The 24,395-nt window shown below is 64.3% G+C and carries 32 protein-coding genes and 1 tRNA gene; 17 read left to right on the top strand and 16 right to left on the bottom strand.

Annotated elements, in window-relative coordinates:
• Positions 1–149: 149 nt before the first annotated feature.
• Both XI09_RS18105 and XI09_RS18110 read right to left on the bottom strand, forming a co-directional pair.
• Positions 150–350 (bottom strand): hypothetical protein, encoded by a 201-nt coding sequence (locus XI09_RS18105; protein ID WP_271568035.1) that lies wholly within the window; start codon positions 348–350, stop codon positions 150–152.
• A 92-nt stretch (positions 351–442) separates the two neighbouring features.
• Positions 443–943: a transposase gene (locus XI09_RS18110; RefSeq protein WP_271568036.1), complete on the bottom strand. Its 501-nt coding sequence runs from the start codon at positions 941–943 to the stop codon at positions 443–445.
• Positions 944–1,307: 364 nt separating this feature from the next.
• On the opposite strand from XI09_RS18110, the gene XI09_RS18115 reads away from it, so the two are divergent.
• Entirely contained in the window at positions 1,308–1,676 is a 369-nt protein-coding gene (locus XI09_RS18115; protein ID WP_271568037.1) for a hypothetical protein, read from the top strand.
• Between the two features lie 209 nt (positions 1,677–1,885).
• On the opposite strand, the gene XI09_RS18120 is transcribed toward XI09_RS18115, so the two are convergent.
• Positions 1,886–2,881 (bottom strand): DUF2971 domain-containing protein, encoded by a 996-nt coding sequence (locus tag XI09_RS18120; RefSeq protein ID WP_271568038.1) that lies wholly within the window; start codon positions 2,879–2,881, stop codon positions 1,886–1,888.
• Positions 2,882–3,572: 691 nt separating this feature from the next.
• Here XI09_RS18120 and XI09_RS18125 point away from each other — a divergent pair.
• Positions 3,573–4,025 (top strand): VOC family protein, encoded by a 453-nt coding sequence (locus XI09_RS18125; RefSeq protein WP_027542672.1) that lies wholly within the window; start codon positions 3,573–3,575, stop codon positions 4,023–4,025.
• A 37-nt stretch (positions 4,026–4,062) separates the two neighbouring features.
• Here XI09_RS18125 and XI09_RS18130 read toward each other — a convergent pair whose 3' ends face one another.
• Positions 4,063–4,317 carry a hypothetical protein gene (locus XI09_RS18130; protein ID WP_271568039.1) on the bottom strand — a complete coding sequence of 85 codons (255 nt, stop codon included), beginning with the start codon at positions 4,315–4,317 and terminating at the stop codon, positions 4,063–4,065.
• On the opposite strand from XI09_RS18130, the gene XI09_RS18135 reads away from it, so the two are divergent.
• Positions 4,316–4,954: a glutathione S-transferase family protein gene (locus tag XI09_RS18135; RefSeq protein ID WP_271568040.1), complete on the top strand. Its 639-nt coding sequence runs from the start codon at positions 4,316–4,318 to the stop codon at positions 4,952–4,954. The two genes, XI09_RS18130 and XI09_RS18135, sit on opposite strands and share 2 nt — an antisense overlap.
• 135 nt (positions 4,955–5,089) lie before the next feature.
• On the opposite strand, the gene XI09_RS18140 is transcribed toward XI09_RS18135, so the two are convergent.
• The 3 genes from XI09_RS18140 to XI09_RS18150 are packed head-to-tail and all read right to left on the bottom strand — an operon-like array spanning position 5,090 to position 5,820.
• Positions 5,090–5,257, bottom strand: coding sequence for a hypothetical protein (locus XI09_RS18140; protein WP_271568041.1), 168 nt, complete (start codon positions 5,255–5,257; stop codon positions 5,090–5,092).
• A gap of 5 nt (positions 5,258–5,262) precedes the next feature.
• Positions 5,263–5,508 carry a hypothetical protein gene (locus XI09_RS18145; protein WP_271568042.1) on the bottom strand — a complete coding sequence of 82 codons (246 nt, stop codon included), beginning with the start codon at positions 5,506–5,508 and terminating at the stop codon, positions 5,263–5,265.
• 57 nt (positions 5,509–5,565) lie between these two features.
• On the bottom strand, positions 5,566–5,820 hold the full coding sequence (locus XI09_RS18150) for a PilZ domain-containing protein (protein ID WP_271568043.1): 255 nt from the start codon (positions 5,818–5,820) through the stop codon (positions 5,566–5,568).
• Between the two features lie 224 nt (positions 5,821–6,044).
• On the opposite strand from XI09_RS18150, the gene XI09_RS18155 reads away from it, so the two are divergent.
• The 9 genes from XI09_RS18155 to XI09_RS18195 all read left to right on the top strand — a co-directional run bounded on the left by XI09_RS18155 (position 6,045) and on the right by XI09_RS18195 (position 12,898).
• Positions 6,045–6,119 (top strand) — tRNA-Glu (locus tag XI09_RS18155).
• A 105-nt stretch (positions 6,120–6,224) separates the two neighbouring features.
• Positions 6,225–6,884, top strand: a complete 660-nt coding sequence (locus tag XI09_RS18160) for a hypothetical protein (RefSeq protein WP_271568044.1) — start codon at positions 6,225–6,227, stop codon at positions 6,882–6,884.
• A gap of 205 nt (positions 6,885–7,089) precedes the next feature.
• Positions 7,090–7,716 (top strand): PilZ domain-containing protein, encoded by a 627-nt coding sequence (locus XI09_RS18165; protein WP_271568045.1) that lies wholly within the window; start codon positions 7,090–7,092, stop codon positions 7,714–7,716.
• A 121-nt stretch (positions 7,717–7,837) separates the two neighbouring features.
• Positions 7,838–8,851: an acyl-CoA desaturase gene (locus tag XI09_RS18170; RefSeq protein WP_271568046.1), complete on the top strand. Its 1,014-nt coding sequence runs from the start codon at positions 7,838–7,840 to the stop codon at positions 8,849–8,851.
• A gap of 166 nt (positions 8,852–9,017) precedes the next feature.
• The gene (locus tag XI09_RS18175; RefSeq protein ID WP_442869605.1) at positions 9,018–9,275 is read left to right on the top strand and encodes a hypothetical protein; all 258 of its coding nucleotides are present in this window, start codon (positions 9,018–9,020) and stop codon (positions 9,273–9,275) included.
• Positions 9,276–9,414: 139 nt separating this feature from the next.
• Positions 9,415–9,570: a hypothetical protein gene (locus XI09_RS18180; RefSeq protein WP_271568048.1), complete on the top strand. Its 156-nt coding sequence runs from the start codon at positions 9,415–9,417 to the stop codon at positions 9,568–9,570.
• Positions 9,571–9,890: 320 nt separating this feature from the next.
• Positions 9,891–10,931 carry a PrsW family glutamic-type intramembrane protease gene (locus XI09_RS18185; RefSeq protein ID WP_271568049.1) on the top strand — a complete coding sequence of 347 codons (1,041 nt, stop codon included), beginning with the start codon at positions 9,891–9,893 and terminating at the stop codon, positions 10,929–10,931.
• Between the two features lie 69 nt (positions 10,932–11,000).
• Positions 11,001–11,579 (top strand): HdeD family acid-resistance protein, encoded by a 579-nt coding sequence (locus tag XI09_RS18190; protein ID WP_271568050.1) that lies wholly within the window; start codon positions 11,001–11,003, stop codon positions 11,577–11,579.
• 233 nt (positions 11,580–11,812) lie between these two features.
• Positions 11,813–12,898: a 3-deoxy-7-phosphoheptulonate synthase gene (locus XI09_RS18195; RefSeq protein ID WP_271568051.1), complete on the top strand. Its 1,086-nt coding sequence runs from the start codon at positions 11,813–11,815 to the stop codon at positions 12,896–12,898.
• Between the two features lie 55 nt (positions 12,899–12,953).
• Here the strand turns inward: XI09_RS18195 and XI09_RS18200 are convergent, their stop codons facing one another.
• From XI09_RS18200 to epmA, 3 genes are read right to left on the bottom strand one after another with little or no spacing between them, the layout of a single operon-like run.
• Positions 12,954–13,208, bottom strand: coding sequence for a hypothetical protein (locus XI09_RS18200; protein WP_271568052.1), 255 nt, complete (start codon positions 13,206–13,208; stop codon positions 12,954–12,956).
• 43 nt (positions 13,209–13,251) lie between these two features.
• Entirely contained in the window at positions 13,252–14,346 is a 1,095-nt protein-coding gene (locus tag XI09_RS18205) for a lysine-2,3-aminomutase-like protein (RefSeq protein ID WP_271568053.1), read from the bottom strand.
• Complete coding sequence (epmA, locus tag XI09_RS18210; protein ID WP_271568054.1) at positions 14,343–15,407, bottom strand: EF-P lysine aminoacylase EpmA; 1,065 nt, start codon at positions 15,405–15,407, stop codon at positions 14,343–14,345. Before epmA ends, XI09_RS18205 begins: the two co-directional genes overlap by 4 nt.
• 162 nt (positions 15,408–15,569) lie before the next feature.
• On the opposite strand from epmA, the gene efp reads away from it, so the two are divergent.
• The 3 genes from efp (at position 15,570) to XI09_RS18225 (ending at position 18,860) form a co-directional block, all read left to right on the top strand.
• Complete coding sequence (gene efp / locus XI09_RS18215; protein WP_271568055.1) at positions 15,570–16,136, top strand: elongation factor P; 567 nt, start codon at positions 15,570–15,572, stop codon at positions 16,134–16,136.
• A gap of 44 nt (positions 16,137–16,180) precedes the next feature.
• Complete coding sequence (locus XI09_RS18220; protein WP_271568056.1) at positions 16,181–17,782, top strand: M23 family peptidase; 1,602 nt, start codon at positions 16,181–16,183, stop codon at positions 17,780–17,782.
• 169 nt (positions 17,783–17,951) lie between these two features.
• A complete protein-coding gene (locus XI09_RS18225; RefSeq protein ID WP_271568057.1) occupies positions 17,952–18,860 on the top strand; it encodes an amino acid ABC transporter substrate-binding protein in 909 nt (302 codons plus the stop codon).
• 105 nt (positions 18,861–18,965) lie between these two features.
• Here XI09_RS18225 and XI09_RS18230 read toward each other — a convergent pair whose 3' ends face one another.
• Both XI09_RS18230 and XI09_RS18235 read right to left on the bottom strand, forming a co-directional pair.
• Positions 18,966–19,469 (bottom strand): cupin domain-containing protein, encoded by a 504-nt coding sequence (locus XI09_RS18230; RefSeq protein ID WP_271568058.1) that lies wholly within the window; start codon positions 19,467–19,469, stop codon positions 18,966–18,968.
• A gap of 29 nt (positions 19,470–19,498) precedes the next feature.
• A complete protein-coding gene (locus XI09_RS18235) occupies positions 19,499–19,978 on the bottom strand; it encodes a carboxymuconolactone decarboxylase family protein (RefSeq protein ID WP_271568059.1) in 480 nt (159 codons plus the stop codon).
• Between the two features lie 54 nt (positions 19,979–20,032).
• On the opposite strand from XI09_RS18235, the gene XI09_RS18240 reads away from it, so the two are divergent.
• Positions 20,033–20,563, top strand: coding sequence for a MarR family winged helix-turn-helix transcriptional regulator (locus XI09_RS18240; protein WP_271568060.1), 531 nt, complete (start codon positions 20,033–20,035; stop codon positions 20,561–20,563).
• Between the two features lie 18 nt (positions 20,564–20,581).
• Here the strand turns inward: XI09_RS18240 and XI09_RS18245 are convergent, their stop codons facing one another.
• Complete coding sequence (locus XI09_RS18245) at positions 20,582–20,845, bottom strand: hypothetical protein (protein WP_271568072.1); 264 nt, start codon at positions 20,843–20,845, stop codon at positions 20,582–20,584.
• The gene (locus XI09_RS18250; protein ID WP_271568061.1) at positions 20,838–21,089 is read right to left on the bottom strand and encodes a hypothetical protein; all 252 of its coding nucleotides are present in this window, start codon (positions 21,087–21,089) and stop codon (positions 20,838–20,840) included. The genes XI09_RS18245 and XI09_RS18250 overlap by 8 nt, the downstream gene beginning before the upstream one ends.
• A 202-nt stretch (positions 21,090–21,291) precedes the next feature.
• Here XI09_RS18250 and XI09_RS18255 point away from each other — a divergent pair, with 202 nt between their 5' ends.
• Positions 21,292–22,521 (top strand): lytic murein transglycosylase, encoded by a 1,230-nt coding sequence (locus XI09_RS18255; protein WP_271568062.1) that lies wholly within the window; start codon positions 21,292–21,294, stop codon positions 22,519–22,521.
• Between the two features lie 133 nt (positions 22,522–22,654).
• Here XI09_RS18255 and XI09_RS18260 read toward each other — a convergent pair whose 3' ends face one another.
• Together XI09_RS18260 and XI09_RS18265 are read right to left on the bottom strand one after the other, a co-directional pair.
• The gene (locus tag XI09_RS18260; RefSeq protein ID WP_027542653.1) at positions 22,655–23,452 is read right to left on the bottom strand and encodes an aldolase; all 798 of its coding nucleotides are present in this window, start codon (positions 23,450–23,452) and stop codon (positions 22,655–22,657) included.
• 108 nt (positions 23,453–23,560) lie between these two features.
• The gene (locus XI09_RS18265; RefSeq protein ID WP_271568063.1) at positions 23,561–24,370 is read right to left on the bottom strand and encodes an SDR family NAD(P)-dependent oxidoreductase; all 810 of its coding nucleotides are present in this window, start codon (positions 24,368–24,370) and stop codon (positions 23,561–23,563) included.
• Positions 24,371–24,395 lie beyond the last annotated feature (25 nt).

The raw sequence follows: 24,395 nt of genomic DNA on the forward strand, positions 1-24,395 counted from the left end.
TCCCCGTCGACTATGTTTTGGCCGGTGACGAACCCGGCATGGAGCGGCGTATGGAGATGCCGAACCCCGCCCTGTGCAACAGCCTGAGTCCAATCAGCGAAGCCGTCAACACATGCGATGAAAGAATTGTCAGCGACGGTACGCGGACATCAAAAGCCAGACAGCGCAGTGACGATCACGATTGAGGCTATAGCCGTCAGACCGAGAAGCAGCCCTATGACGACCTTCGCTGATCGGCTCGGAATCTTAGCATCAAGCCAAGTCGCCAACTTCTGAAACAGCGCGAAGCCCCAGTCCGAAATGAAGGACCTCACAATTGGCGCCAGCAGATCGTGGACGACTTTTTCCATGCCGTTTAGTCGTCACCAAGCTGGCAGGGGTTCAAATGCCGCCAACCTCACCATTTCGCAATTAAGGTGACAGTGCACTGAAACAGCTGAGCTCATCCGTCCTCTGCCGCTGATGGCTTGGGCCCGCGCTTGGCTGGCTTGAGCAAGCGCCCGGTCTGGCGCTCAATGCGGGCCAGAAAGCGGTCGTCGCCGAGCGGGCGGCCGATGCTCTCCGCTGAACGCAGCGCTCCGAACAGATCCGCCTCCGGCTCGGTTGCCAGCAAATCGGCAAAGTCGGGGAAGCGATCGCGGATCGGCGCCAGGGTGGTGAGACCGTCGTCCCGCCCGCGCACAGCGCGCGTGCTCGACCACCGCCAATCCTGTGCCCGCTTCACGAGACGCGCGCGCACGGGGTTGAGAGACACGTAGCGCAGCGCCGCCGCAAGATGACGCTCGTCCATGGCGACGGCGCCAAACCGGCCCTGCCAGAAATGGCCGGTGCGCTTGCGTCGCGCCTGAATGGTTCCGGCATAGCTTCGATGCACGCGGGCCAGCGCGCGGCGCAGACCGTCAGGATCGGACGGCACCAGGACGAGATGGACGTGGTTCGGCATCCTCGACCCCCGCCGCTTTGCAATTCGCAGCGAGCAGGTCGCGATAGAGCGCATAGTCGCCGTCCTCGAAGAACGTGCGCGCCCGGCCATTGCCGCGCTGGGTGACATGGTGCGGATGATCGGGGATGACGACACGAGCAAGACGGGCCATGCCGCATTATGACCGCGAAGCCGTGCGCCCGTCAATTTAGTGCACTGTCACCGTAACTCCCCCCGCCCTTGGCGGACAGCGTCGATTGAGTGCACTGTCAACGTAACTCGCACCTGATTGGCCGGCGGCTGGTTAGGCGCTTGCCTCGAAGAAACGGGTCGACATAACCTCCGGAACTCGGGCCGGAGCCGCGACCAACCCAGTGAGGAATTCATGCGGAAAGGCATAACTGCGCTTTTAGTCCTCTTGGCCTCCCCAGTGTGCGCTCAGACATTGGAGCAGCAGGAAAGGCTCAATCAATTCGACAAAGCCCTCAGTGCACTCGAAGACCTTAAGTCGCTAAGCACAAAAATGACCAACACTAAGAAGACGCAGTGCCTCACCGCCGTTGCTAATCAGAGGTTTTGCGAATGCCTAGCCACTAATCTTCCGGTAGTCGTTGACTTCGTGCAGTACGTCGCACTGGTCAATCAGACCAAGGAAGATTTGGAGTACGATAAGCAGTCAAAAGAGGACAAAGCCATTATCGACAACACTCGCAAGGCCCGCGATATGTGTATGCTAGTGCGCCGAAACGACTAACGAGAGTCCGACATCGGCGCAGGATGCGTCCGCAGACTGTCCCGCAGGATTTTTTTCGTAAGGTAATTACGACGACAGTACATCAAAATCATTCGCCATCGCCAACCTGCTAACCGTGCGGCTTCGGTTCACGCTTGGCGGACAGCGTCGATTGAGTGCACCGTAACTCGACGGGCCTTGGCTCCTCTCATGGAGCGCTTAGTTTGGGCTCAAAGTGCCGGCCGCAAAGGAATTGTTGACGAGAATACGCGGTCGCGGAACGCAGATTTACCGTTGCGCTCGAGCATTCTGATGAACGAAGCTTTTGCCAACGGTGATGAAACGCTGGGCCCAAGCAAGACAAGCTCAAGGATATCTACCAGTGTACCCGTAGTCAGAGGCGGCCCTGACTTTGTCGACTCTGGATCATACGTTGTCCCGAATTTGTACTTCAGTTTGGGTTCAACGCCCCGTGGTCCAACAAAGTAGTCTAGGCATGGCTTTAAGTAGCCGAGGGGATCGCGCTCCGGAACATACACGGCCCGCCATTCCCTTTCTTCGTCAAACCCGTTGTGCTTCGTAACAAGCGCAAGTGACTTCACGAATCCAAAGGCCTCAAGTGCTGCGAGGTAAAGATGATCGTTTGGCAAGTTGGCCGCTTGCGTGATCTTTGCCCAGCTATCTAGTCCCGAGCGGAGTGCTTGCTCGCGTTCGACCCCACTTTTGTAGGAGACTTTCGCCAGCAGAAGTGGGCTGTGCGACAAGTAATGAAGCTTCTGGGTGTTGATCACCAACGCTGCGCCGTTGCCCTTACTTCCATATTCACGCCACATAGAGAGGCGGCCATCGGTATTTCCAACCGGATGTTCTGAAAGGCAGAATATATAAGTGTCCAGCGCGGCCTCTGTCGTCAGATGAGCAAAGTAGTGATTATAGGCGTTTATAAGTAGCGTTGCTCGGTCGGTTGTTCCTCCAACTCTTTCCGCAAATTCTGGGAACACCTGATTGCCAATCAAGAGCCCGAGGCGCAGCTCTTCAAGATCGTTCATGTAGAGTGGATTGGCAAACCAGATCTCATCGTTCCTTAGTATCTGTTCGACGACCTGCACTGAAGTATAGTGTGTCAAGAGTATAGGATCGTCCGGGCTCGTTTTCCATTCGATCATCTCGTAGAGGGAGCCGTAACGTTGAATGATCTGAGCGATCTCGTCTGGTGTAGGGAGCATTGGCCAATCCCAGAATGAGTGTTTTTGAAGAACGATCCTTCTACAGTAGGCGCCCGCTCCATGAAATGGCGAGATCATACCCCTGAGTTGCGGTGACCGTGCACTCAACTGTCACCGCAATTACCGTTTCTCACTTCAGGGGTGCAGTCCAGCACTGTCACCGTAATTTCAGCGGCCCAAAATGGAAAAAGGGTCTGCCTTAATGGAGGCAGACCCTTTCCAGACTTAGAGTCCGAGAAGCCGGCTAAGCAAAAGCATCCCGAGAGATAGCTTCAGCTTAAAACGAACAGTCGAACCATCCGCCTTGCCGGCTTCGAAAGCGAAACTAGCAAACATGCTGTTTCCTCCTTCGTTGTGCGTGAGACCCATATAGCAGAGAGCATCACGCTTAGGCCGACACCGGGGAAATTTTGGTTTGGTTTTACTCAGAACCAGTGGCTCACCCGGTGCCTCTCTGAGCTCTTGAAGCCTTTGCTGGCTAAACTCGCGGGCGCGGAAATAGCTTGCAGATAGTGGCTACTTTAAGGTGCATGAAATTGATCCGAGCTTGGCCGCTTTACCTCACCAGCCGTTTCGCCTTCACGCACGTTTGCCCCCGCCCCCTGCCCCTCCTTCCCGTTTCCTGCTATCTCCTACCCCTGCCGTCCCGGCCCAAAGCAAAACCCTCCATCCGTTCAAGGGAGCAACAACCATGCGATACCTCCACACCATGCTGCGCGTGCGCAATCTCGATGTCGCGCTGAAGTTTTACCAGGATGCGCTGGGGCTGAAGGAGGTGCGGCGGATCGAGAACGACAAGGGGCGCTTCACGCTCGTCTTCCTGTGCTCGGCGGACGATCTCGAGGCGCTGAAGAAGCAGCCCTCGAGCCGCGGCGCACCACTGGTCGAGCTCACCTACAATTGGGACGAAGAGAAGTACGGCGAGGACCGCTTCTTCGGCCATCTCGCCTATGAGGTCGACGACATCTACGCCACTTGCGAGAAGCTGATGAAGGCCGGCGTCACCATCAACCGGCCGCCGCGCGACGGCAACATGGCCTTCGTCCGCTCGCCCGATCTGCACTCGATCGAGTTGCTGCAGAAGGGCGAGCCGAAAGCGCCGCAGGAGCCGTGGTCGTCGATGCCGAACACCGGCCACTGGTAGGGCCTTTTCCATAGGAACAAGCCCTCTCCGCGCACGTTCACTCCTCGACAAGATGATTGGAGGAGGACGCAATGGGACGCGGATTGTTGTTGTGGATGCTGGGCGTGCCGATCCCGGTGATCCTTCTGCTGTGGCTGTTCTTCGGCCACTGACGACCTGGTTCAACCTGCAATGAAAGCTCTGCCCATGGCGGAGCTTTTTGCATGAGGGGCGCGCCGCAAACGCCGTCGTCCGGCACAGAAAATTCCGCTATCACCCGCACAACCGAAGAACGCCGCGGGAGAAGCTTCATGCCTGACACCAAGCTGACGATCTGGGGCCGCGCCAATTCGGTCAACGTGCAGAAGGTGCTGTGGTGCCTCACCGAGCTCGGCCTTCCCTACGAGCGCATCGATGCCGGCATGCAATACGGCAAGACCCGCGAGGCCGAGTATCTCGCGATGAACCCGAATGCACGGATCCCGACGCTGGTGGAGGGCGACTTCGTGCTGTGGGAATCGAACTCCATCATGCGCTATCTCTGCCTCGCGCATGGACGCGGCACGCCGATCTATCCGGAATCGCCGAAGCAGCGCGCTTCCGTTGACCGCTGGCTCGACTGGACACTGTCGGCGGTGCAGCCGGTCGACCGCCCGGTGTTCTGGGGCATCGTGCGCACGGCGCCCGCCGAGCGCGACATGATCCAGGTGCAGCGCGATGCGGATGCGGCCGCCGAGGTCTGGGCGATCGCCGATCGCCTGCTCTCGACGCGCCGCTACATGGAAGGCGACCAGTTCACGCTCGCCGATATCGCTGTTGGATCCTATGCGCGGCGCTGGCTCGGCGTCGAGGGCATCACCCGGCCGGCGCAGCCGAACCTGACGCGCTGGCTCGCCGAGCTCGGCAAACGCCCCGGATTCGCACAGTTTGTCGCACCGCCGATGTCGTGAGCCGCTGGCGCGGCTTAAGCTACGATGAGCGCGCGATGAATCGCCGTTCTGGCGCACGCGGCCGGCGGCATCGCCGCACGTGACGGCTACTGTGCATGGGGTTGTTTTCGCGGTTTTTTGTTTTGACGGCCGCGCCTAGAGCCAGCCGCGCTCGACCAGCAGCACGCAGATGATCAGCGCCAGCGTCACGACCGCGGTGGCGAGCCGCGCGATCCAGCTCAGGCCGCGGCCGACCCACAACAGCAGCGCGCAATACATCAGCACGGGGACGACGATATCGAGGCGCAACAGATCCGGCGGCATGCGGCTCAACGCCGGACCGCGGCGTCGCCGCGGATCGAGCCGCCGACCTTCACGCAGGTCCCGGTCGCCTCGACCATGATGAAGCCAAGTCCATACGAGGCGCAGGAATTCGCCTTCGCCGTCCCGCCCGTGCCCTTCAGCGGCAAGGTCTTGCCCGCCTGCGGCCGCTCGGCGGCCGGAAGGCGCAAGGCCTCCGCTGCGGCCGCGGACGTGGCCAGCAACGAGATCAGGATGAGGAGCGGCGTACGCATCCCGGCGTTCTAGCCCGGCGAGGTGCCGCGCGCCATGCGGGCAGCGCTGGGGCGATGTCAGATGAACTTGATCCCGGCCGACTTGCCGCGGCGCCAGACCACCTGGCAGTTCCGCCCGGTGCGGGCATCGCGCGCGAAGGCCAGCCGGATCACCCCCGGAAGCTGGCTTGCGTCCTCGTCCAGGGTGATCTTGGCGCCCGAGCTCGAGATGTCCTGGACCTGGCAATGCCGCGCCGCGAACCCGCCGTCGAGCGTGATCCAGGCGTGCCGCGACAGCAGCTTGCGGTCTGCGCGCTTCTTGGGCGGTGGCATTGGCGTGAAATCTCCCGCTCCAGCGTTACCTCAGAGGGCCCTAAGAAACCGTTGAAATCGGCTCCGAATCATCCCTCGCCGGCGCTGTCCACGGTTCCAAAAGACCGTTCCCGAACGGCTTGCCCACGGGCCGAAAGGCCACTATACGTTCGCCCGCTGCAAGCCGCCGGGCACGACTCGAGCGGCGGCGGCCGTGCCGTCAAAAGCGGCGGGGCTTAGCGTTTGCTCCCTTCGTCTATCGGTTAGGACGCCACCCTTTCACGGTGGAGAGAGCGGTTCGATTCCGCTAGGGAGCGCCATCCGCGCGACGGCGCGCGGATGATGCGGCGACATTCACCGCCATACCCGTGAACCTCCCCGGCCCTCACCTCCGACCAACATCCGATCGGAACCGGTGCAGGCCCATGGAACAGCCCAAATCCCCCTCGGACGGCCAATCCGGCGTCGCCTCGCCGGCACTGCCGCCCTGGATGCACCGCACGACGCCCTCCGCACCGGACCGGCGCGCCAGGATGCTGGAGCACATGGCGCGGGCCAGGTCGCTGCCGCAGCGCCAGGCCGCGACCGCGCCGGAGCCCTCGCGCGTGCGCGGCAAGGACGTTCTCGGCGACGCCTACGGCTACACGGTTCTGTTCGGACTGATGGCCCTCCTCTTCATGTCGCGCGTTCCGCTCTACCTCGGCGCCTTTCTCTTCTTCGCCGACGGTGAGCGCATCGAACGCGCGCTCGCAGCGATCGGCATCCGGCTCGAGCCCGGTGCGGTCGGACCCGACATCATCAAGAACTTCGCATACCTGTTCGGATGGCTCGCGCTTCTCATATCCCTCAAAGACACCGTGCCTGCCTGGCTGGTGCCGTGGATACCGCCGGCCGAGTCATGGTCGTTCCTTGCCGGCATCGCCCTCGCGCTCGCCGTCGTCGAAGCGTTCGCAACGCGCGCGCTGCTGCGCGCATTACCGTGGCTCGGATTCGAGATCGGTGCGGAGAGTCCGGCCTGGACGACGATCAGGTTCTTCGTTGCCGTGGCCTTGCTGGCTTGCCTCGTTCTGCTCGGATCTCTCTGAACGCCACGGCCGAGCCGTCGCTCTCAATGACGATGTTGTGAATTCGCGCGCCCCATAATCGGGACCTTATGCCGCTTGCCCCGCGGCAAGACCGCCCGCGCGTTTACCGGAAATTTACCCCTGCTCATGAGCGGCGGTATCATTTGCTTAGACTTTGACCGCTACCGTTGAATTACGGAAATACTCCGCAACCCGATTGGCGCTGATGTCCGTCGCAGAATTCCTCAGGCAGCGTGCAGTGGAAGTCACCGTGAGCGGCAGCTACTCGCTGCCGCGCTGGTACGATTGTGAGGGCAAGCTCCGCACCTTCGCCTGCCGGACCAAGCGCGTCTCGCCGTTCCGCATGATCGTGGACGTGCCGGTCGTCGGCAAGATCGGCGAGCGCGTGACCTCCTATTTCCAGGATTTCGGCGAATTCCAGTGCACGATCAGCGCGACGCTGAAGTCGGGCTTCCTGATGGAACTCGACATGACGCGGGCGCGGCGCGCCTGGATGTCGGAGAAGCTGACCTGGCTGGAGAAAAAGCAGAAGGATGCCAGCGTCCAGGAGCTGCGCAATGACGCCCGCTTCGTTCCGCAGGTCTCGCACACGTTCCTGACGCTCGCCGACGGCAGCATCCATCCCTGCTTCATCATCGACGTCTCCACGGCCGGCGTCGCGATATCCTGCGAGTATGATCCACCGATCGGCACCCCCCTTGCGGTCGGCGCCTGCGTCGGGCGCGTCATCCGCAAGTTCGACAACGGCTTTGCGGTCAAATTCGCCGAGAAGCAGCAGAGGGACGACCTCGTCCGCCTGATCGTGCGCTCGCCCCTGCAACAGTCGGCCTGAGCCGGCCCGGCCCCATCTTAACTCTTTCTTAACTAAATACTGGAGGTGACGACCCCTGCGCGATAGGGTGTGACCCAGTCCGTCCGCAATCATTGCGGGCCTAGCCTATTGGAAGTCCCGAATGACTATCGCTGACGCTGAGTTCGTCCAGGCAGAGACCACTCAGAGGGCGCCCACCGCCGCCAAGCCGCAGCTTCCCCCCGGTGTCGTGACCGAGGGACCGCTCGTCAAAGCCAAGCTGCGCGAAAGCTATCTCCTCCTCGGCATCCTCTATGTCGGCGCGGTCGCGGGCATCATCTGGGCCGTCACGCAGGGCATCGGCAAGGTGGAGCTGTTTGCGTTTGCCTGGATGTTCGCACTGACGACGTTCGGCATCGGCGCCGGCATGCACCGCCTGTTCGTTCATCGCAGCTTCCGCACCGGCCCGATCATGCGCGTCTTCTTCTGCGCCATTGCCCAGATGGCGGTACAGGGCTCGATCGCCAAATGGGTCGCCAACCACCGCCGCCACCATCTCTACGCCGACGACGTCGGCGACCCCCACAGCCCCCAATTCGACGGCTTCGGCAATCGCTATGTCAGCGCGTTCAAGGGCTTCCTGCACGCCCAGGGCAGCTGGGTGTTCGACCAGGCGACCACCGACAACGAATACTATGCCAAGGACATCCTGGCCGATCCGATCGCGATGTTCTTCGTGCGAACGCGCTGGGTCTGGTACGGGATGTCGGCCGTGTTCATCCCCGGCGTCATCGGCTACGTTTTCGGCGGCCTGCACGCCATGATCGGCTGCGTGCTGTTCTCCGGCCTGCTCCGCGCCTATCTCCTGATCCTCGTCAGCCAGCTCACCGGCTCGGTCTGTCACGCCTACGGCTATCGCCGCTTCGAGGTCGACGACGCCTCGACCAACGAGTTCGTGACCACGATCCTCACCTTCGGCGAGGGTCTGCACAACAACCATCACCGCTTCCCGCGGGACGCCTATCTCTCGCACGCCTGGTGGGAGATCGATCTCAACGGCCTGATCATCTTGGGCATGGAGAAGATCGGCCTCGTCCACGACGTCTTCCATGCCTCGCACCGCCAGTTGGAGCTGGCGTCCGAAGCGGAAGCGCAGGCAGCCACGACGACGCGCTGACCCGGCAGGCGGCGGCCGTCCTCCGGCCGTCTTGCCTCCGCATCGCTGCCCTATCGCGGCCCCATTGCGGGATCAGCTTTTGAGGGTCTGTGCCTCGCGCCGGACCTCATTTGCAGACTTGCGATCGGGGGACCGAATGGCAGTCGACAAGACCACAGTCGAAAAGATCAGAGTCGATAAGATCAGAGTCGATAAGATCACCTGGGACAGGGTCGGCCGGGTCACCGAGCCCGGACGCTACATCTACACGTTCGGCTGGCTCACCATCACCGCCGGCGATCTCGAGATCTGGAAACGATACCCGCAGGCCGCGTTCACGCTGCTCGCGCAGCACGCCGAGCCGGACGAGTCCATCGGCGAGGAATTCCACCTCGGCGCCTTCGACATCGCCCCCGAGGCGCCGCCGTCGTTCACGACGCACTGAAGGCTGGAAGCGGCCCCGACCGCCTTGCGGCAACGCGCCGATTCGAGCCTCCGCAAGCAGCGCCAGGTGGAAGGCGCGGTTGCACCGGGCGGGAGGCCGCTGCGGGAACGCATGGCATGCACGTTGCTTGGCAATCGCCATGATCCATGTCGCCGCCGTCGATCAAGCCTTCCTGCTGCTGCTGATCGTGTTCTGCCTGGGCTCGTGCCTCGTGCGCGCCTTCCGGAAGCTGGAGCAGGTGCGGGCGCGCCGTGCCGCCACATCGCCCGGACGGCGCGCAAGGAAGCGTGACTAGGCCGATCGACCCGGCCGCGCGGGCGGACGTCACGCCGCCTGCCGGAGCCGCCGTCGGGAGACGTGCATCGTGAATCGAAGAAACCTGTGCATTTCCTTGATTTGGCTTACCAATCGCAGCCCGCTCCTGGACGTGCGATTGCAGCCATCCATGACCAGCACGCCCGACAGGCACTTGATGGTACTTGCATTCGATCCCAGCAGTGGTGCGGATGAACGGGAGCTGTCACGCGCGTTAAGCGAGGCGACAGCAAGCGCATGACACATGGTCGCAGCGGTGAATGTAGATAAGCGGATCAAGGGAACCTATTTTCGGCGCCGATGTATCTGATTGAAGCGTTGCCCACCGTCATCGGAACTGCTGCCATCGCCCCGGCGCTGCTGATGCTGTGGCTTGTCATTGCCGCCGAAGAGCGCCCGGGACCACCGGCCCAGGTCTGGACCGCGTTCCTGCTCGGCGCGGCCAGCGTCTCGCTGCTCGGCCTCGCCCGCGCGCCCTTCGCCAAGATGGTCGCAGCCCCCGACAATCCCTGGGCGGCGCTGGCCATGCATTCGATCTTCGGCGTCGCGCTGCCCGAGGAAGCCGTCAAGGTGGTCGCCATCGTGCTGGTCTCCTCGACCAAGCGGCGGACTTTTGCCAATCCGATGGACACCGTGGTCTATGGCGCCGCGGTCGGCCTCGGCTTCGCCGCCTACGAGAACCTCGCCTATCTCGTCCAGCATGCCGAGATGTGGCGCTCGCTGGCCGCCTTGCGCAGCGTGCTGACCGTGCCGTTCCACGGTGCGCTCGGCATCATCGCCGGCGCTTACCTGACGATCGCGCGTGCCGGCACGGCGCTGGGCGCGAACCGGCACCATCGCGACTGGGCCCGTCTCTCCAGCCGCCTGCTGATCTTCGCCGGTCCGCTCGCGCTGCATTCGGGCTTCGACTTCCCACTCCTGACCCTCCAGCGCATGCCGGATCTGGACCCGACGCTCCGGATGTGGCTGGGCGCCGCGAGCCTCCTGATCGGCTTCAGCTCGATCGCCTTCGCCATGCGCCTGGTGCGGCGCGTCGCGCGCCACCACGCGCCCCGCACGGACGTTGCGCGGGAGCGGCTCAGCCAGTTGCGCCGGATGTGGGCGCTGCTGCTCGCCGGCGGCGGCGTCGGCTTTCTCGGCCTCGCCTTCGTGCTGACCTCGATCCATCACTGGCTGATCAATCCCGAGCGCAATCTGACGCTGGCCCTGATCCCGATCGGCTTCGTCTCGATCCTGCTCGGCCTCGCGCTTCTGATTGTCACAACGGCGATCTACATTCTCGGCCGCAACCGCATCCGCAGCAGCGGCGAAGGTTTTTCGTCGGCGCACGGCGGCGGCTGAACCGCGGGATGGCAAGCACGCTGCGCGCATACTAGATTGAGCACGCGTCTTTCGACCTGGAGCCTGCCGATGACATCGCCTGAGGATCTTTCACGGCTGCAATCCGCGATGAGCCGGACGGTGAAGGCGCATTGGAAGGCCTTCCTGTTCGAAGGCATCCTGCTCGCCGTCCTCGGCGTCGCCGCACTGATCCTGCCGCCGCTCGCAAGCCTTGCCATCGCGATCTTCCTCGGCTGGATGTTCCTGATCAGCGGCATTGGCGGGCTGATCGTGACCTACTGGGCGCGCAGTACGCCGGGCTTCTGGTGGTCGCTGATCTCGGCCGCGCTGGCCGTGCTTGCCGGCATGCTGCTGCTGGCGCGGCCGATGCAGGCCGTGCTGACGTTGACCATCGTGCTCGGCGCCTATTTCCTCGCCGAGGGCGTCGCCACCATCATGTACGCACTCGAGCACCGCCGCGAGCTGAGCGGCCGCTGGTCGTGGCTCCTGATCTCGGGCCTGGTCGACATCGCGATCTCGTTCATGGTGATCACGGGGCTGCCGAGCTCCGCGGAATGGGCGATCGGCGTGCTCGTCGGTATCAACCTGCTGTTCGGCGGCGCCACCCTGATCGGCATGGCGCTGACGGCACGCAACAGCAACACCTGAGACGCCTCGTCGCGCCTGTCCCGTTTTGGGGGGGTGACAACCCGCCAATGGCACGCTATATGGCCTCCCATGATCACCCTCGTCACCAGCTATTTTTGGTACTTTAGCTACGACAGCTCGCTGGCGGCGGGAGGATCGCGCTCAATCTGACACATTGCAGCAAACGTCCGAACAGCCGCCAGACCTGGCGGCTTTTTTATTGGCCGGCAGGTTCAAACAAACAGGAGCCCGCCGTGCTGAGCACGACCGACGATCTTCGTATCCGCGAACTGAAAGAGCTGAGCACGCCGGATGAGGTGATGCGGGAGGTCCCGCGCACGCTCACCGCAACGCGTGTGGTGATGGCGGCGCGCAACGCCATCCACGCCATCCTCACCGGCCAGGACGACCGTCTGCTGGTCGTGGTCGGCCCCTGCTCGGTACATGATCCCAAGGCGGCGCTCGACTATGCCGAGCGCCTCGCCGCCCTGCGCGAAGACCTCGCCGACCAGCTCGAGATCGTGATGCGGGTCTATTTCGAGAAGCCGCGCACCACGGTCGGCTGGAAGGGCCTGATCAACGACCCCGATCTCGACGGCAGCTTCGACATCAACAAGGGCCTGCGGCTGGCGCGCAACGTGCTGTCGGCGGTGAACAATCTCGGCCTTCCGGCCGGCGCCGAATTCCTGGACATGACGACGCCGCAATACATCGCCGACCTCGTGTCCTGGGCCGCGATCGGCGCACGCACGACCGAGAGCCAGATCCATCGCGAGCTGGCCTCCGGGCTGTCCTGCCCGGTCGGCTTCAAGAACGGCACCGACGGCAACGTGCGGATCGCGGCGGACGCGGTGAAGTCGGCCTCGCATCCGCATCATTTCATGGCGGTGACCAAGCTCGGCCGCTCGGCGATCGCCTCGACCGCGGGCAACGAGGACTGCCACATCATCCTGCGCGGCGGCAGCACGCCGAACTACGGCGCGGCAAGCGTCGCGGCGGCCTGCAACGAACTGGCTAAATCCGGCGTCGCGCCGCTCGTGATGGTGGATGCGAGCCACGCCAATTCGAGCAAGAAGCCGGAAAACCAGCCGCTGGTCATGGCCGACATTGCCGGCCAGATCTCCGGCGGCGAGAACCGCATCATGGGCGTGATGATCGAGAGCAATCTCGTCGCCGGCCGCCAGGATGTGGTTCCGGGCAAGCCGCCCACCTACGGCCAGAGCATCACCGACGGCTGCATCGACTGGGCGACCACGGCAACGGTGCTCGAACAGCTTGCGGATGCGGTCGAAATCCGGCGCAACGCCGCGCGCGCGGGGCTGCACGAGCGATCGGCGTAAGGTCAGGCAAACGCGGGCGGGGCGAGCTGTCGCGCCCTGCCCGCATCGACGCGGCCTAGCAGCCGCGGCAGATGCTCTTGATCTTCTTGTCGAGCGCCTGATTTTCCTTGCTGAGGGGATCGTTCGGGTCGCTTAAATTCTTCTCGTTCGGCACGTCGCTGGCGCGCGGCTGCCGATGACCGACGGGTGCAGGCGGCAAAGAGCCCGCCGACTGTCCCGACGTGGTGGTCGATCCCTTGCTGCCGGTCTGCGCGACTGCCGCGCCGCCGAGCAAGACCACGAGCGATGCGGCAACGATGATCTGCTTCATTTCCGTTCCTCCATCCTCAAACCGGCGTCCGCTCCATCACCGCTCACGTCTCGGGCGGATAGAGATGAACGTCACCGCAATAGTCCACGATACGATAGCGCGTTTCCGGCGCCGCTTCACGTGCATCGGGTGCGGTATTTTGCGCCGCCAACACATAGTTCGGTCCCACCGGCGACTTGCCGGCGCCGCCGGGAATATCGATGACATAGTCAGGCTGACACAGTCCCGACACGCGTCCGCGCAGCTGCCGCATCAGCTCCTGCCCATGCGCCAGCGTGGTGCGCAGATGCGCCGTGCCCGGCGCGAGATCGCCGTGATGCAGATAGTACGGCTTGATCCGGCATTCGACGAAAGCTCGCATCAAATCCGACAAAGCCGTGACGTTGTCATTGACGCCGCGCAAAAGCACCGACTGGCTGACCATGGGGATGCCGGCATCGACGAGCCGCGCGCAGGCGGCGCGCGCGGCCTCCGTCAGCTCGCGTGCATGGTTGGCATGCAGCGCAACCCAGGTGGTCGCGCCCGTAACCTTCAGCGCTGCGACCATCTCGTCGCTGACGCGCGCGGGGTCGGCGACGGGTACGCGGGTGTGAAGGCGGATGATCTTGACGTGATCGATGCCGGCGAGATCGGCCATGATCTCGCTCATGCGACGCGGCGACAGCATCAGGGGATCGCCGCCGGTCAGGATCACCTCCCAGATCTCGTCGTGCGCGCGGATGTAGTCGATCGCCGCGCGATAGGCGCTGTCCGAGAGCGCGTTATCCTTGCCGGGACCGACCATCTCGCGGCGGAAGCAGAAGCGGCAATAGACCGCGCAGACGTGAACGAGCTTGAACAGCACGCGATCGGGATAGCGGTGCACGATGCCGGGCACCGGCGAATGGGGGTGATCCCCGATCGGATCGGCGCTCTCGCCCGGCTGCATCTCGAGCTCCGCGGCGGTCGGCACGAACTGGCGGGCGATGGGATCGTCGGGATCGGATGTGTCGATCAGCTCGACCAGCGCCGGCGTGATCGCGACCGCATAGCGCGCGGCAACGCGCTCCAGTGCGGGCAGCGCCGCGGCAGGCGCGAGGTGCTCGGCCACGAGCTCGGCCGGCTCACGCAAGGTGCGTGCAAGATTGGTCTTCGTCATGTCTCAACTAGCGTTTCAGTTGCAGGGGGTGTCCACACCACCTGATCAATCCGCGTTGCGCCGCTGGCCAGCATCACCAGCCGGTCGAAGCCGAGCGCGACGCCACTCGCCTCCGGCATTGCGGCGACCGCGGCCAGAAAGTCCTCGTCCAGCGGATAGGCCTCGCCGTAGCGACGCTGCTTCTCCGCCATCGATTCCGTGAAGCGCCGGCGTTGCTCTTCGGCGTCGATCAGTTCGCCAAAACCGTTGGCGAGTTCGACGCCGCAGGCATAGACCTCGAACCGTTCGGCGACCCTGGGATCGCCGGCCTTCACGCGTGCCAGTGCCGCCTCTGGAGATGGGTATTCGAACAGAATGGTCAAACGCCCCTGCCCCAGATGCGGCTCGACATGCTCGACCAGAACCTTGCTGAAGATGTCGGACCAGGTGTCGTCCCCGGCCAGGCGGACCTTGCTGGAGGCCATTTGGGCGAGCGCGGCACGGTTACCCTCGTCGCCCGAGATTGTCGACAGCAGGTCGATGCCGGCGAACCGTTCGAAGGCGCCTGCGACCGTCAGGAGCTCCGGCTCGGCGAAGGGATCGGCGGTCCGGCCGCGGAAGGAGAAGGTCCCGATCCCGGTCGCCTGCGCCGCGCGGGCGATGACCACGACGGTGTCGGCCATGATGGCGTCATAGGGCGCACCGGCCCGGTACCATTCCAGCATGGTGAATTCGGGCAGATGCAGGTCGCCGCGCTCGCGGTCACGGAACACCCGGGCGAACTCGAAGATTCGGGGCTCGCCGGCCGCCAGCAGCTTCTTGCAGGCAAATTCCGGGGAGGTCCGCAAATAGCGGCTGGCCCGGCTGCCATCGGGCCGCACGATCTCGGTCCGGGGGGCGTGCAGATGGGTCTCGTTGCCCGGGGAGACCTGAAGAACGGAGGTTTCGACCTCCATGAAGCCCTGCTCGGCGAAAAAGCCCCGTAAAGCCCCGGTCACGGCTCCCCTCGCCAGGAGGAACGGCCGCCGGTCGAGGTGCCGCTCAGGCGACCAGAACGGCGAAATCGGTTTGTCCCCAGCCATTAACCGACCACCCCAACCATCAGCAAAGTGCTGGCATCCAACGGCAAAATCAGTATGTTGCGGCCCGAAACGGGCGCCGAGGTCTGATTTGAGGCCCCAAGTCCCCCATCAATTTGACCACCTCCTGGCCGGAGCCGGGCCAAGCAAGCAGGAAATACAGCTTTGAGAGTCATCGCCAGTTCTATTCGCAAGGGCAACGTGATCGAGCAAGACGGCAAGCTCTATGTCGTCGTGAGCGCCGAGAACATCCATCCCGGCAAGGGCACCCCGGTCAGCCAGATCGAAATGCGCCGAATCTCGGACGGGGTAAAGATCTCCGAGCGCTACAAGACCACCGACCAGGTCGAAAAGGCCACGATCGAAGAGCGCAACTACACCTTCCTGTACGAAGATGGCGACGGCTACCACTTCATGAACCCGGAGACCTACGACCAGGTCCAGGTCTCCAAGGACGTCGTCGGTGACGCGGCCGCGTATCTCCAGGAGAGCATGACGGTCAAGCTGTCCCTGCACGGTACCAACCCGGTATCGATCGCCCTGCCCCAGCGCGTGACGCTGGAAGTGGTGGAGACCGAGCCCGTGACCAAGGGCCAGACCGCCTCGTCCTCCTACAAGCCCGCGGTGCTCTCCAACGGCGTGCGCACCACCGTGCCGCCGCACATCTCGGTCGGCACCCGTATCGTCGTGATGACCGAAGACGGCTCCTACTCCGAGCGCGCCAAGGACTAAGTCAGGGATCGAGGATCGGAACAGGTACCGCCGGGGGCGAGACAGTGGGTAGGAAGAGGTTCCGCTTCGTCTCGCTTGTTCTGGCGTCGCTTTCGCTCCTCGTTGCCGCTCCGCTGGCCGCGGATGAATTCCGCAGCCCCTCACTCACGGCTCTGCGCGTCGATTGGCGCGCAGCGCTCGACCAGCTCCGTACCGAGATCAACAGCCACCCCCGGACCGCCGGCGATTTCATTTTCGTGCCTCGCCGTTCCGTGCCGCGCTACGATCCGCGCGCGATGCCGGCGCTGGTGCAGCTCAATGCGGTCTCCTCCCAATTTTTCACCGGCATTGCCCGCAGCTCCGTGCCCGTGCTGCTGCCGTTCGACGCCGGCGCCTATCTCGAGGCGCAGCGCAACGGCGCGCCGCCGAGCCTGTCGCTGTCGCGCTATCAGGCTGATTTCAATCCCGTCGACATGTTCGACGCCGGCCCCGCCGGATACAGCGCGAGCTTCGCGCTCGAGCCCGGCGCCGGTGACGGCATGCCGACGCGTGTCTTCGCAAGACCGGTCGAGGTGCAGATCACGGGCTCTGCGCTGCTCTATGACGTCGCCGACCCCGCCGGCGGCAAGGGCGAGCCGGTCAAGCCGCTTGCAGCCCTCTATCCGGACCTGCGCAGGTTCATCCGCGAAGGCTATGTGCGCTACGCCTTCACCCGGTTCGGTGTCGCCTATGTCGTCTCCGTCCAGTGCCTGGACAGCGTCGCAAAGCCGCGGCGGCTCGCCTGCAAGGAGGCCTATCCGGTTGCCGAACGCTTCCTGAAGGCGCTGCGCGTCGCTGGCGGCCAGCGCATGCGGCCGCTGATGGACATTGCCTCCGACATCATCGATCGTCCCTCGGGGCGTTCGGCCGATTTCAGCTACCGGCCGAGCGGCGACATCATCCCGAACAGCGGCTACCGCAACAAGAACGGCCATCCGGACGTGATGGCCTATGCGCAGATCCGCTTCCCGCTGGAGAAGGCGCCCGCTTTCGTGCGCTCGCAATCCTACGGCAAGCGCGACAAGAACGACGGTCCGACTGCCTATCCCTGGCGCGACAATTTCTGCGAGTCCCGCAGCTTCGAAGTCGGCCAATGCGGCGGCGGTTACGGCCACCAGGGCGAAGACATCCGCGCCGCCGAGTGCCCGCCGCCCGGCGAGGGCCGCGCCCCCTGCGATCCCAAGCAGCGCGCCGTCGTCGCCGTGCGCGACGCCATCGTGATCCGCGCTTCCAAGGACCAGGCCGCGACGCTCGAGATCAACAGCCGCACCGAGCACATGCGCTTCCGCTACATGCACATGAACCCGCAGACGATGAACGCCGACGGTTTGCTCAACGGCCGCATCGTGACCGAAGGCGAGAAGATCGGCCTGGTCTCGAACTATCTCGATCATCCCGCCGGCACGTCGATGCACCTGCATTTCGACGTCCAGGTGTTCACCCGCGACGGCTGGATCTGGGTCAGCCCCTACGTCACGCTTGTCTCCGCCTATGAACGCCTCATCCGCGCCCGCGGCCGCGAGGTCGGCCCGGAGATCGCGGGCACTCCGCAGCCCGTGGCACATGCGCTGCCCGAGGATGTCATCAAGCCGGACCCGCGCGAGGGCTCGAGCAGCGAGGATAATTGAGGCAGCTCGCGCCTCACCGCGCGGCGCGCCTCGACGACGATCCCATCACGCCCCCTTGCGGCGCGCGAGGCTTGGGCAGATCGGCGTCCGGACCTCCCCGAACGGCCTGGCCTTCACTGGCCCCAGAATTGCTTGGCTTCCGGCAAGCAAACTGGAGAAAGAGAAGCACATGCGTTGTCTCACCACGGCGGTCATTGTGGCCGTCGCATTCGCCGTACCGGCTCATGCGCAGGAATTGACCGGTACGCTGAAGAAGATCAAGGACACCGGCGCGATCACGCTCGGGGTGCGCGACAGTGCAGTGCCCTTCAGCTATATCGACGAGAAGCAGAAGACCGTCGGCTACGCCATCGACATCTGCATGAAGATCGTCGAGGAGATCAAGGCCGAGCTGAAGCTGGACAAGCTCGCGGTCAACGAGAACCTGGTGACGTCGTCCAGCCGCATTCCGCTGATGGCGAACGGCACCATCGACCTCGAATGCGGCTCGACCACCAACAACGCCGACCGCCAGAAGCAGGTGTGGTTCACCAACACGCATTTCCTCACGGCGAGCCGCTTCGTGTCGAAGAAGGCTTCGAAGCTCGATCAGATCGACGACCTCAAAGGCAAGGCCGTCGTCTCGGTCTCGGGCTCGACCAACATCAACCAGCTCAACAAGGCCAACGCCGCACGCTCGCTCGGGATCAACGTCATGAATGCAAAGGACGTCCCCGAGGCGTTCCTGATGGTGGAGACCGACCGCGCCCAGGCCTTCGTCATGGACGACATCCAGCTCGCGGCCATGATCGCCTCCGCGAAGGATCCGTCGCTCTATGCGATCAGCACCGGCGCATTTTCCGATCCGGAGCCCTACGGCATCATGCTGCGCAAGGACGACGCACCGTTCAAGGCCGTGGTCGATCGTGCCACAGCAAAACTCTACAAGAGCCCGGAGATCGAGAAGATCTACAACAAATGGTTCATGGAGCCGGTGCCGCCGCGCGGCCTGAACTTCCACGTGCCGATGCCGGTGTCGATGAAGAAGTCGTTCGAGCACCCGTCCGACAATCCCGATCCGGCCTCATACGGGGGCTGACGAGATCGCAGAGCACCCCAATCGCGTAGCCCGGATGAGCGAAGCGACATCCGGGATTCTCACGACGACTGTCCCCGGGTGTCGCTTCGCTCACCCGGGCTACGATCACTCCAGAAACGTCGTCAGCTGCGCGCCCTCGTCCGCCACGAACACCGCGATCAATTCCGCCGGCTCCGTGGCGCTGGCATTCGCCGACACCAGATGCGTCGCACCGGGCGGTTCGAAGAAGGACTGGCCGACGCCAAACGTCTCGACCGGGCCGCCGCCGAGCTGGGAGCGGATCTCGCCCTTGGTGATGTAGGCCGTCACCGAGCCCGCGTGGCGATGCGGCCGCGTAAATCCGCCGGGGCCGTAGAAGACGCGCACGATGGTCACGCGCTTGCCCGGCACGTTCGGCAATGCGTAGGAGCCGATCGGCTCGACCTTGTCGAGCGGCGAGCTCTCGGCAGCCGTGGCGCAGAGCGGCGCCAGCGCACCTGACACGGTCTCCATCGTCAGCGGCAGCGCCTTGCCGATCGCGAGTGCGCAGGCGAGCCCGCCGACAACGGCCAGCGCCATTGAACGCGACGGCACCGGGCGTTGCGTGGTGGCCAAACCCATTGCTGTCATGACAACCTCCCCTTGTTCCCTTAAGGCAATCAGGATGCGGCGGCATTCGTTGCGACCGGCCGCTTCGCCGGCGTCCAGCGATAGGCCGCGCCAAACCGGTTCCAGACGTTGATCGAGGCGATCGCTGAGGTCAGATAGGTCAGCTCGGTCTCGGAGAATTCGCGCTGCACCTCGGCATAGACCTCATCGCCGAAGCCGTTCGGCAGCAGCGTCAGTGCTTCGGTCCAGGCCAATGCCGCACGCTCGCGCGCCGAGTAGATCGGTGCCTCGCGCCAGACCGCGACCAGATGGAGTTTGTCCACGGGCACGCCGAGCCGCTCCGAGAGCAGAATGTGATGCTGGACGCAGAAGGCGCAGCCGTTGATCTGCGAGGCGCGCAACTTGACCAGTTCGAGAAGCTGCTTGTCGAGGCCGGCCTTGGCCGCAACCTGGCCCAGCGCCAGCACCAGCTCATACGCATCGGGCGCAATCCTCTTGAAGTCCTCATATTCGCTGCGGGCGTGTGACATTGCCGTGCACCTCGTGTTATTGTAAGAGTACTTATACTTTATAAGAGCTCTTATATGGCGCGCAAGGCCGCTGACTTCACAAGATCGAAAGGCCCGCGGAAGGCCGCCGCCGCTTCCGACGGCAGTGCCGTTCGCGTGCCTGCCCCAGGGGAAGGCAAACGTGGCGAGGAAGGCTATCTTGGCTACCTGCTGCGCCAGGCCCATGCCGCGGTTCGCCTGACGATGGAACGGACACTCGCCGATCTCGGCGTGACCTCGCCGCAATTTGCCGTACTGACGATGCTCAACGCCTATCCGGGCCTGTCGGGCGCCGACGTCGCCCGCCTCACCTTCCTCACGCCGCAGACGGTCGGCGTCATCATCCGCAACCTCGAACGCGACGGCGCGATTGCGATGACGCCCCATCCCGTCCATGGCCGCATCCAGCAATGGACGCTGACGCCGCGCGGCGCGACGCTGTTGAAGGCGTGCCGGGAGCGGGTGATTGCGCTGGAGAAGCGCCTCGCACGGAATCTGGATAGCAAGGCGGAAACCTCGGTCCGGCGCTGGCTCGCCGGAATCGCGGCCGACTTGCAGGACGACTAGACCGCGCCGGGGCCAACCCTAGTCGCCGCAGCCTCCATCGCCGCCATCGGCATCCGAGAAGTCGCTGACGGCGCCGTCGCCCTGAATGCCGCGACCAAAGTTTTCCGCGATGATCATCAGGATCACGACGAACAGTCCTGCGCCGAACGGCCAGGGATTGGCACGGATGATGTCGAACAGCTCCCGCATGCGGGCATTTTTGCAGGACAAGAGCGAACCGACCGTAAAGCGGCTGACCGAAAATGGGAGATTTGCCGCCTCGCGCGGAGGTGGCTCAGCCATCCTTCAACGCTTTCTTAACCTCGCCGTCGGGCCAGCTCTCGCCTGCGGCGATCACCCGGACGCGGCTCTGGTCCGTGGCATTCACCAGCACATGCGAGCTCACCCGACCGATGCTGCGCTCCAGACGCAGATCGGTTTCGGGCTTCCAGCTCAGCGTGGTCGCGAGATCGCCGGGGAAAATCTGCCATTGCGATCCGTCATCGAGTTCGACGACGTGGCTTTCCGCATGCGCGCGTATCTTCATTACACCCCGAATTCTCGATGAGCAGACAACGCGCGGAACTGAGCGGCGGCCAGCAGATATTTCCGCATGTTGTCCTCCTCGATTGCGTGCAGGGGGAATGCGGGGTGCGAGGCTTTGTTCCGGGGAACGCCGGGGCAATAGGCTGTTCCTCCTGTTCCAGGAACCGACTCACAGGAGCCTTGTTTCCCGCTACAATGTGTCCATGAAACAAGCTGATTCCTCGGCCACGCCCACCCGCCGCACCTTGCTGAAATCTGCGCTCGGCGCGGCAGCCCTCGTCGCGTCACCCACCTGCGCCCTCGCCGCGCCGCCAGGCTTCGACGAATGGCGCGAGTCTTTTCGCGCACGTGCAATGGCCAAGGGCATCTCGGCCGCGACCTGGCAGCGCGCGATGGCGCGGGTCGAGCCTGACATGAGCGTGTTCAAGCAGATGCGCAACCAGCCCGAATTCCACGAGCAGGTCTGGCAATACATCAACCGCCGCGTCTCCGACTGGCGCATCATCAACGGCAAGATCGCGCTGAAGAACAACGAGGCCCTGCTCGCGCGCATCGAGCGCGACTTCGGCGTCGAGCGCGGCACGCTGCTGGCGCTGTGGGGCGTCGAGTCCGCCTATGGCGATCCGCTGGTGCAGCAGAACCATATGACGCCGGTGTTTCCCTCGCTCGCCGCGCTCGCCTGGAACGAGCCGCGCCGCAAGGCCTATTGGGAGACCGAGTTGATCAACGCGCTGCGCATCGTCGACAAGGGCTGGAGCACGCCGGAGGAGATGAAGGGCTCCTGGGCCGGCGCGATGGGGCATTCGCAATGGATGCCGGAAGTCTGGCTCAATGTCGGCATCGACTATGACGGCGACGGCAAGGTCTCGCCATTCGGCAAGCCCGACGACGCGCTGGGCTCGACGGCAAAGTACCTCGTCAATCGCGGCAAGTGGCACCGCGGCGAGCATTGGGGCTACGAGGTGCGTGCATCCGGCGACATGAGCGGCAGCCGCACCTATGCGGCATGGCAGGCGGCCGGCGTCACCCGCGCCGACGGCCAGCCGTTTCCGCAAGCCTCCGCGAGCGCACAGATGTGGACGCCGGTCGTGGGGGGGCCGACCTTTTTGCTCGGGCCGAATTTCTACTCGGTGAAGAGCTACAACCCCTCGATGAACTATGCGCTGGCGATCTGCCATCTCGGCGACCGCTGCCTGGGCGCGCCGCCCTTCATCCAGCCCTTCCCCGGCTCCGAACGCGCGCTGACGCTTGCCGAGGTGCAGGAGATGCAGACGCGGCTGACCAAGGCCGGGTTCGACACCGGCGGCACCGACGGCCGCGTCGGCAACGATACGATGAAGGCGATCAAGGATTTCCAGCAACGCGCGGGGATCACACCGGCGGACGGCTATGGCGGGTTGAAGGTGCTGGCGAGGCTGCGGCGGGGGTCGTAGCGCCCGCTCTCTCACTTTGTCATTCCGGGGCGCGCCACGTGGCGCGAGCCCGGAATCCATTGGTCCGCCTGGCTTGCTGCGCGATGGATTCCGGGCTCGCGCTTCGCGCGCCCCGGAATGACGGCGGTTGGGGTCAGTGCCGGTACTGCGGCTCCTCTGCATCCAGCTGCCTGCGAACCGCAGCCAAGTGCAATCGCGCGGATTCGGAATCACCCTCGCGCATCTGCTTGTAGGTCTCGGCCGCAATCGCAGGATCGACGGCGAGCACCTTGCGCCCCGTCGACATCGCCAGCACCTGCACCTCGGCGGCGCGTTCGAGATAATAGAGATCGTCCCAGGCTTCCGCGATGGTCGGCGCCAGCACCATCACGCCATGATGCTTCATGAAGACGATGTCGGCATCGCCGACGGCGGACGCGATCCGCGCGCCTTCGCGGTTGTCGAGCGCAAGGCCGTTGTAGTCGCGGTCCACCGCGGTGCGGCCGTAGAATTTCAGCGCGGTCTGCCCGGCCCAGATCAGCGGATCGCCCTCGGTCATCGACAGCGCCGTGGCATAGGGCATGTGGGTGTGGAACGCGACCTTGGCGCGCGGCAGGCGCTTGTGCATCTCGGCGTGGATGTAGAACGCCGTCGCCTCGGGCACGCCCTCGCCGTCGAGCACGTTGCCGTGGAAGTCGCAGATCAGCAGCTTTGACGCGGTCAGCTCGCGGAAGGCATAGCCGTAGGGGTTGACCAGGAACAGATCATCATGGCCCGGCACGACGGCCGAGAAATGGTTGCAAATGCCCTCCTCAAAGCCGTTGCGCGCGGCCATGCGGAAGCAGGCGGCGAGGTCCTCGCGCGCGGTGCGGATCGCGTCGGTGGCAAGGTCCGGCCGGTTCGAGCGGAATGGCGCTGGCGTGGATGACGAAGAGTGAAGGCTGTGCGCCATGGCGAAGGAAACCCCTGTCGGTCGAAAGCTCCTCGCCTTCTACAGGGCTGGCGCCTGCGCGTCAGCCCCTGCCGGCGCCACCCTGCCCTTCGCAACCCGCGCGGCGGCCTATTGCCGCCGCGGCACGCCGCCGGCGTTCATGCCGCCGTCGATCACGAGCTCGCTGCCGGTGACGTAGCGCGAGGCATCTGACGCCAGATACAGCACGCCAGAGGCAATCTCCGCAGCCTGCCCGGCGCGGCCGAGCGGCGTGACGACCCGGGCCCGCTCCTCCGGATCGATCGGCGCGTTGCCCTGGTTGCCGGTCGCCCCCGTCGGGATCTTGCCCCAGATCGGGGTGTCGATGATGCCGGGATGAACGGAGTTGACGCGAATGCCGTCGCCCACAGCCGCGCACTCCATCGCGATCGATTTCGCAAACAGCCGCACGCCGCCCTTGGTGGCCGAATAGGCCGACAGCCCTGGCGAGCCGCGCAGGCCCGCCAGCGAGGACATCATGACGATCGAGCCGCCGCCGGTCTTGCGCATCAAGGGCAGGCAATGCTTGACCGAGAGAAACACGCCGTCGAGATTGATCGCGTTCTGCTTGCGCCAGTCACCGAGCGTCATGTCGACGATCGAGGGCACGGCAATGCCGATGCCGGCGTTGGCGACGAGCACGTCGAGCCGGCCGTAGCGCTTCGCGATCTCGGCGACGATCTCGATCCAACGCTCCTCGCTGGTGACGTCCTGCTCCAGGAAGATCGCCTTGCCGCCGGCCTTGGTGATGCGCCTGGCGAGCTCGGGGCCGCGCAGCTCGTCGATGTCGGTTGCAATGACGGTCGCGCCCTCGCGCGCGAACAGCTCGACGATCGCCTCGCCGATGCCGGAGGCGCCGCCCGTCACCAGCGCGACCTTGCCCTCAACCTGCCCTGCCATGTTCACTCCCTTTCTTGTTTTTTGA

Source organism: Bradyrhizobium sp. CCBAU 11386 (genome assembly GCF_028128955.1).
In the GTDB taxonomy this organism is placed as follows: Bacteria; Pseudomonadota; Alphaproteobacteria; order Rhizobiales; family Xanthobacteraceae; genus Bradyrhizobium.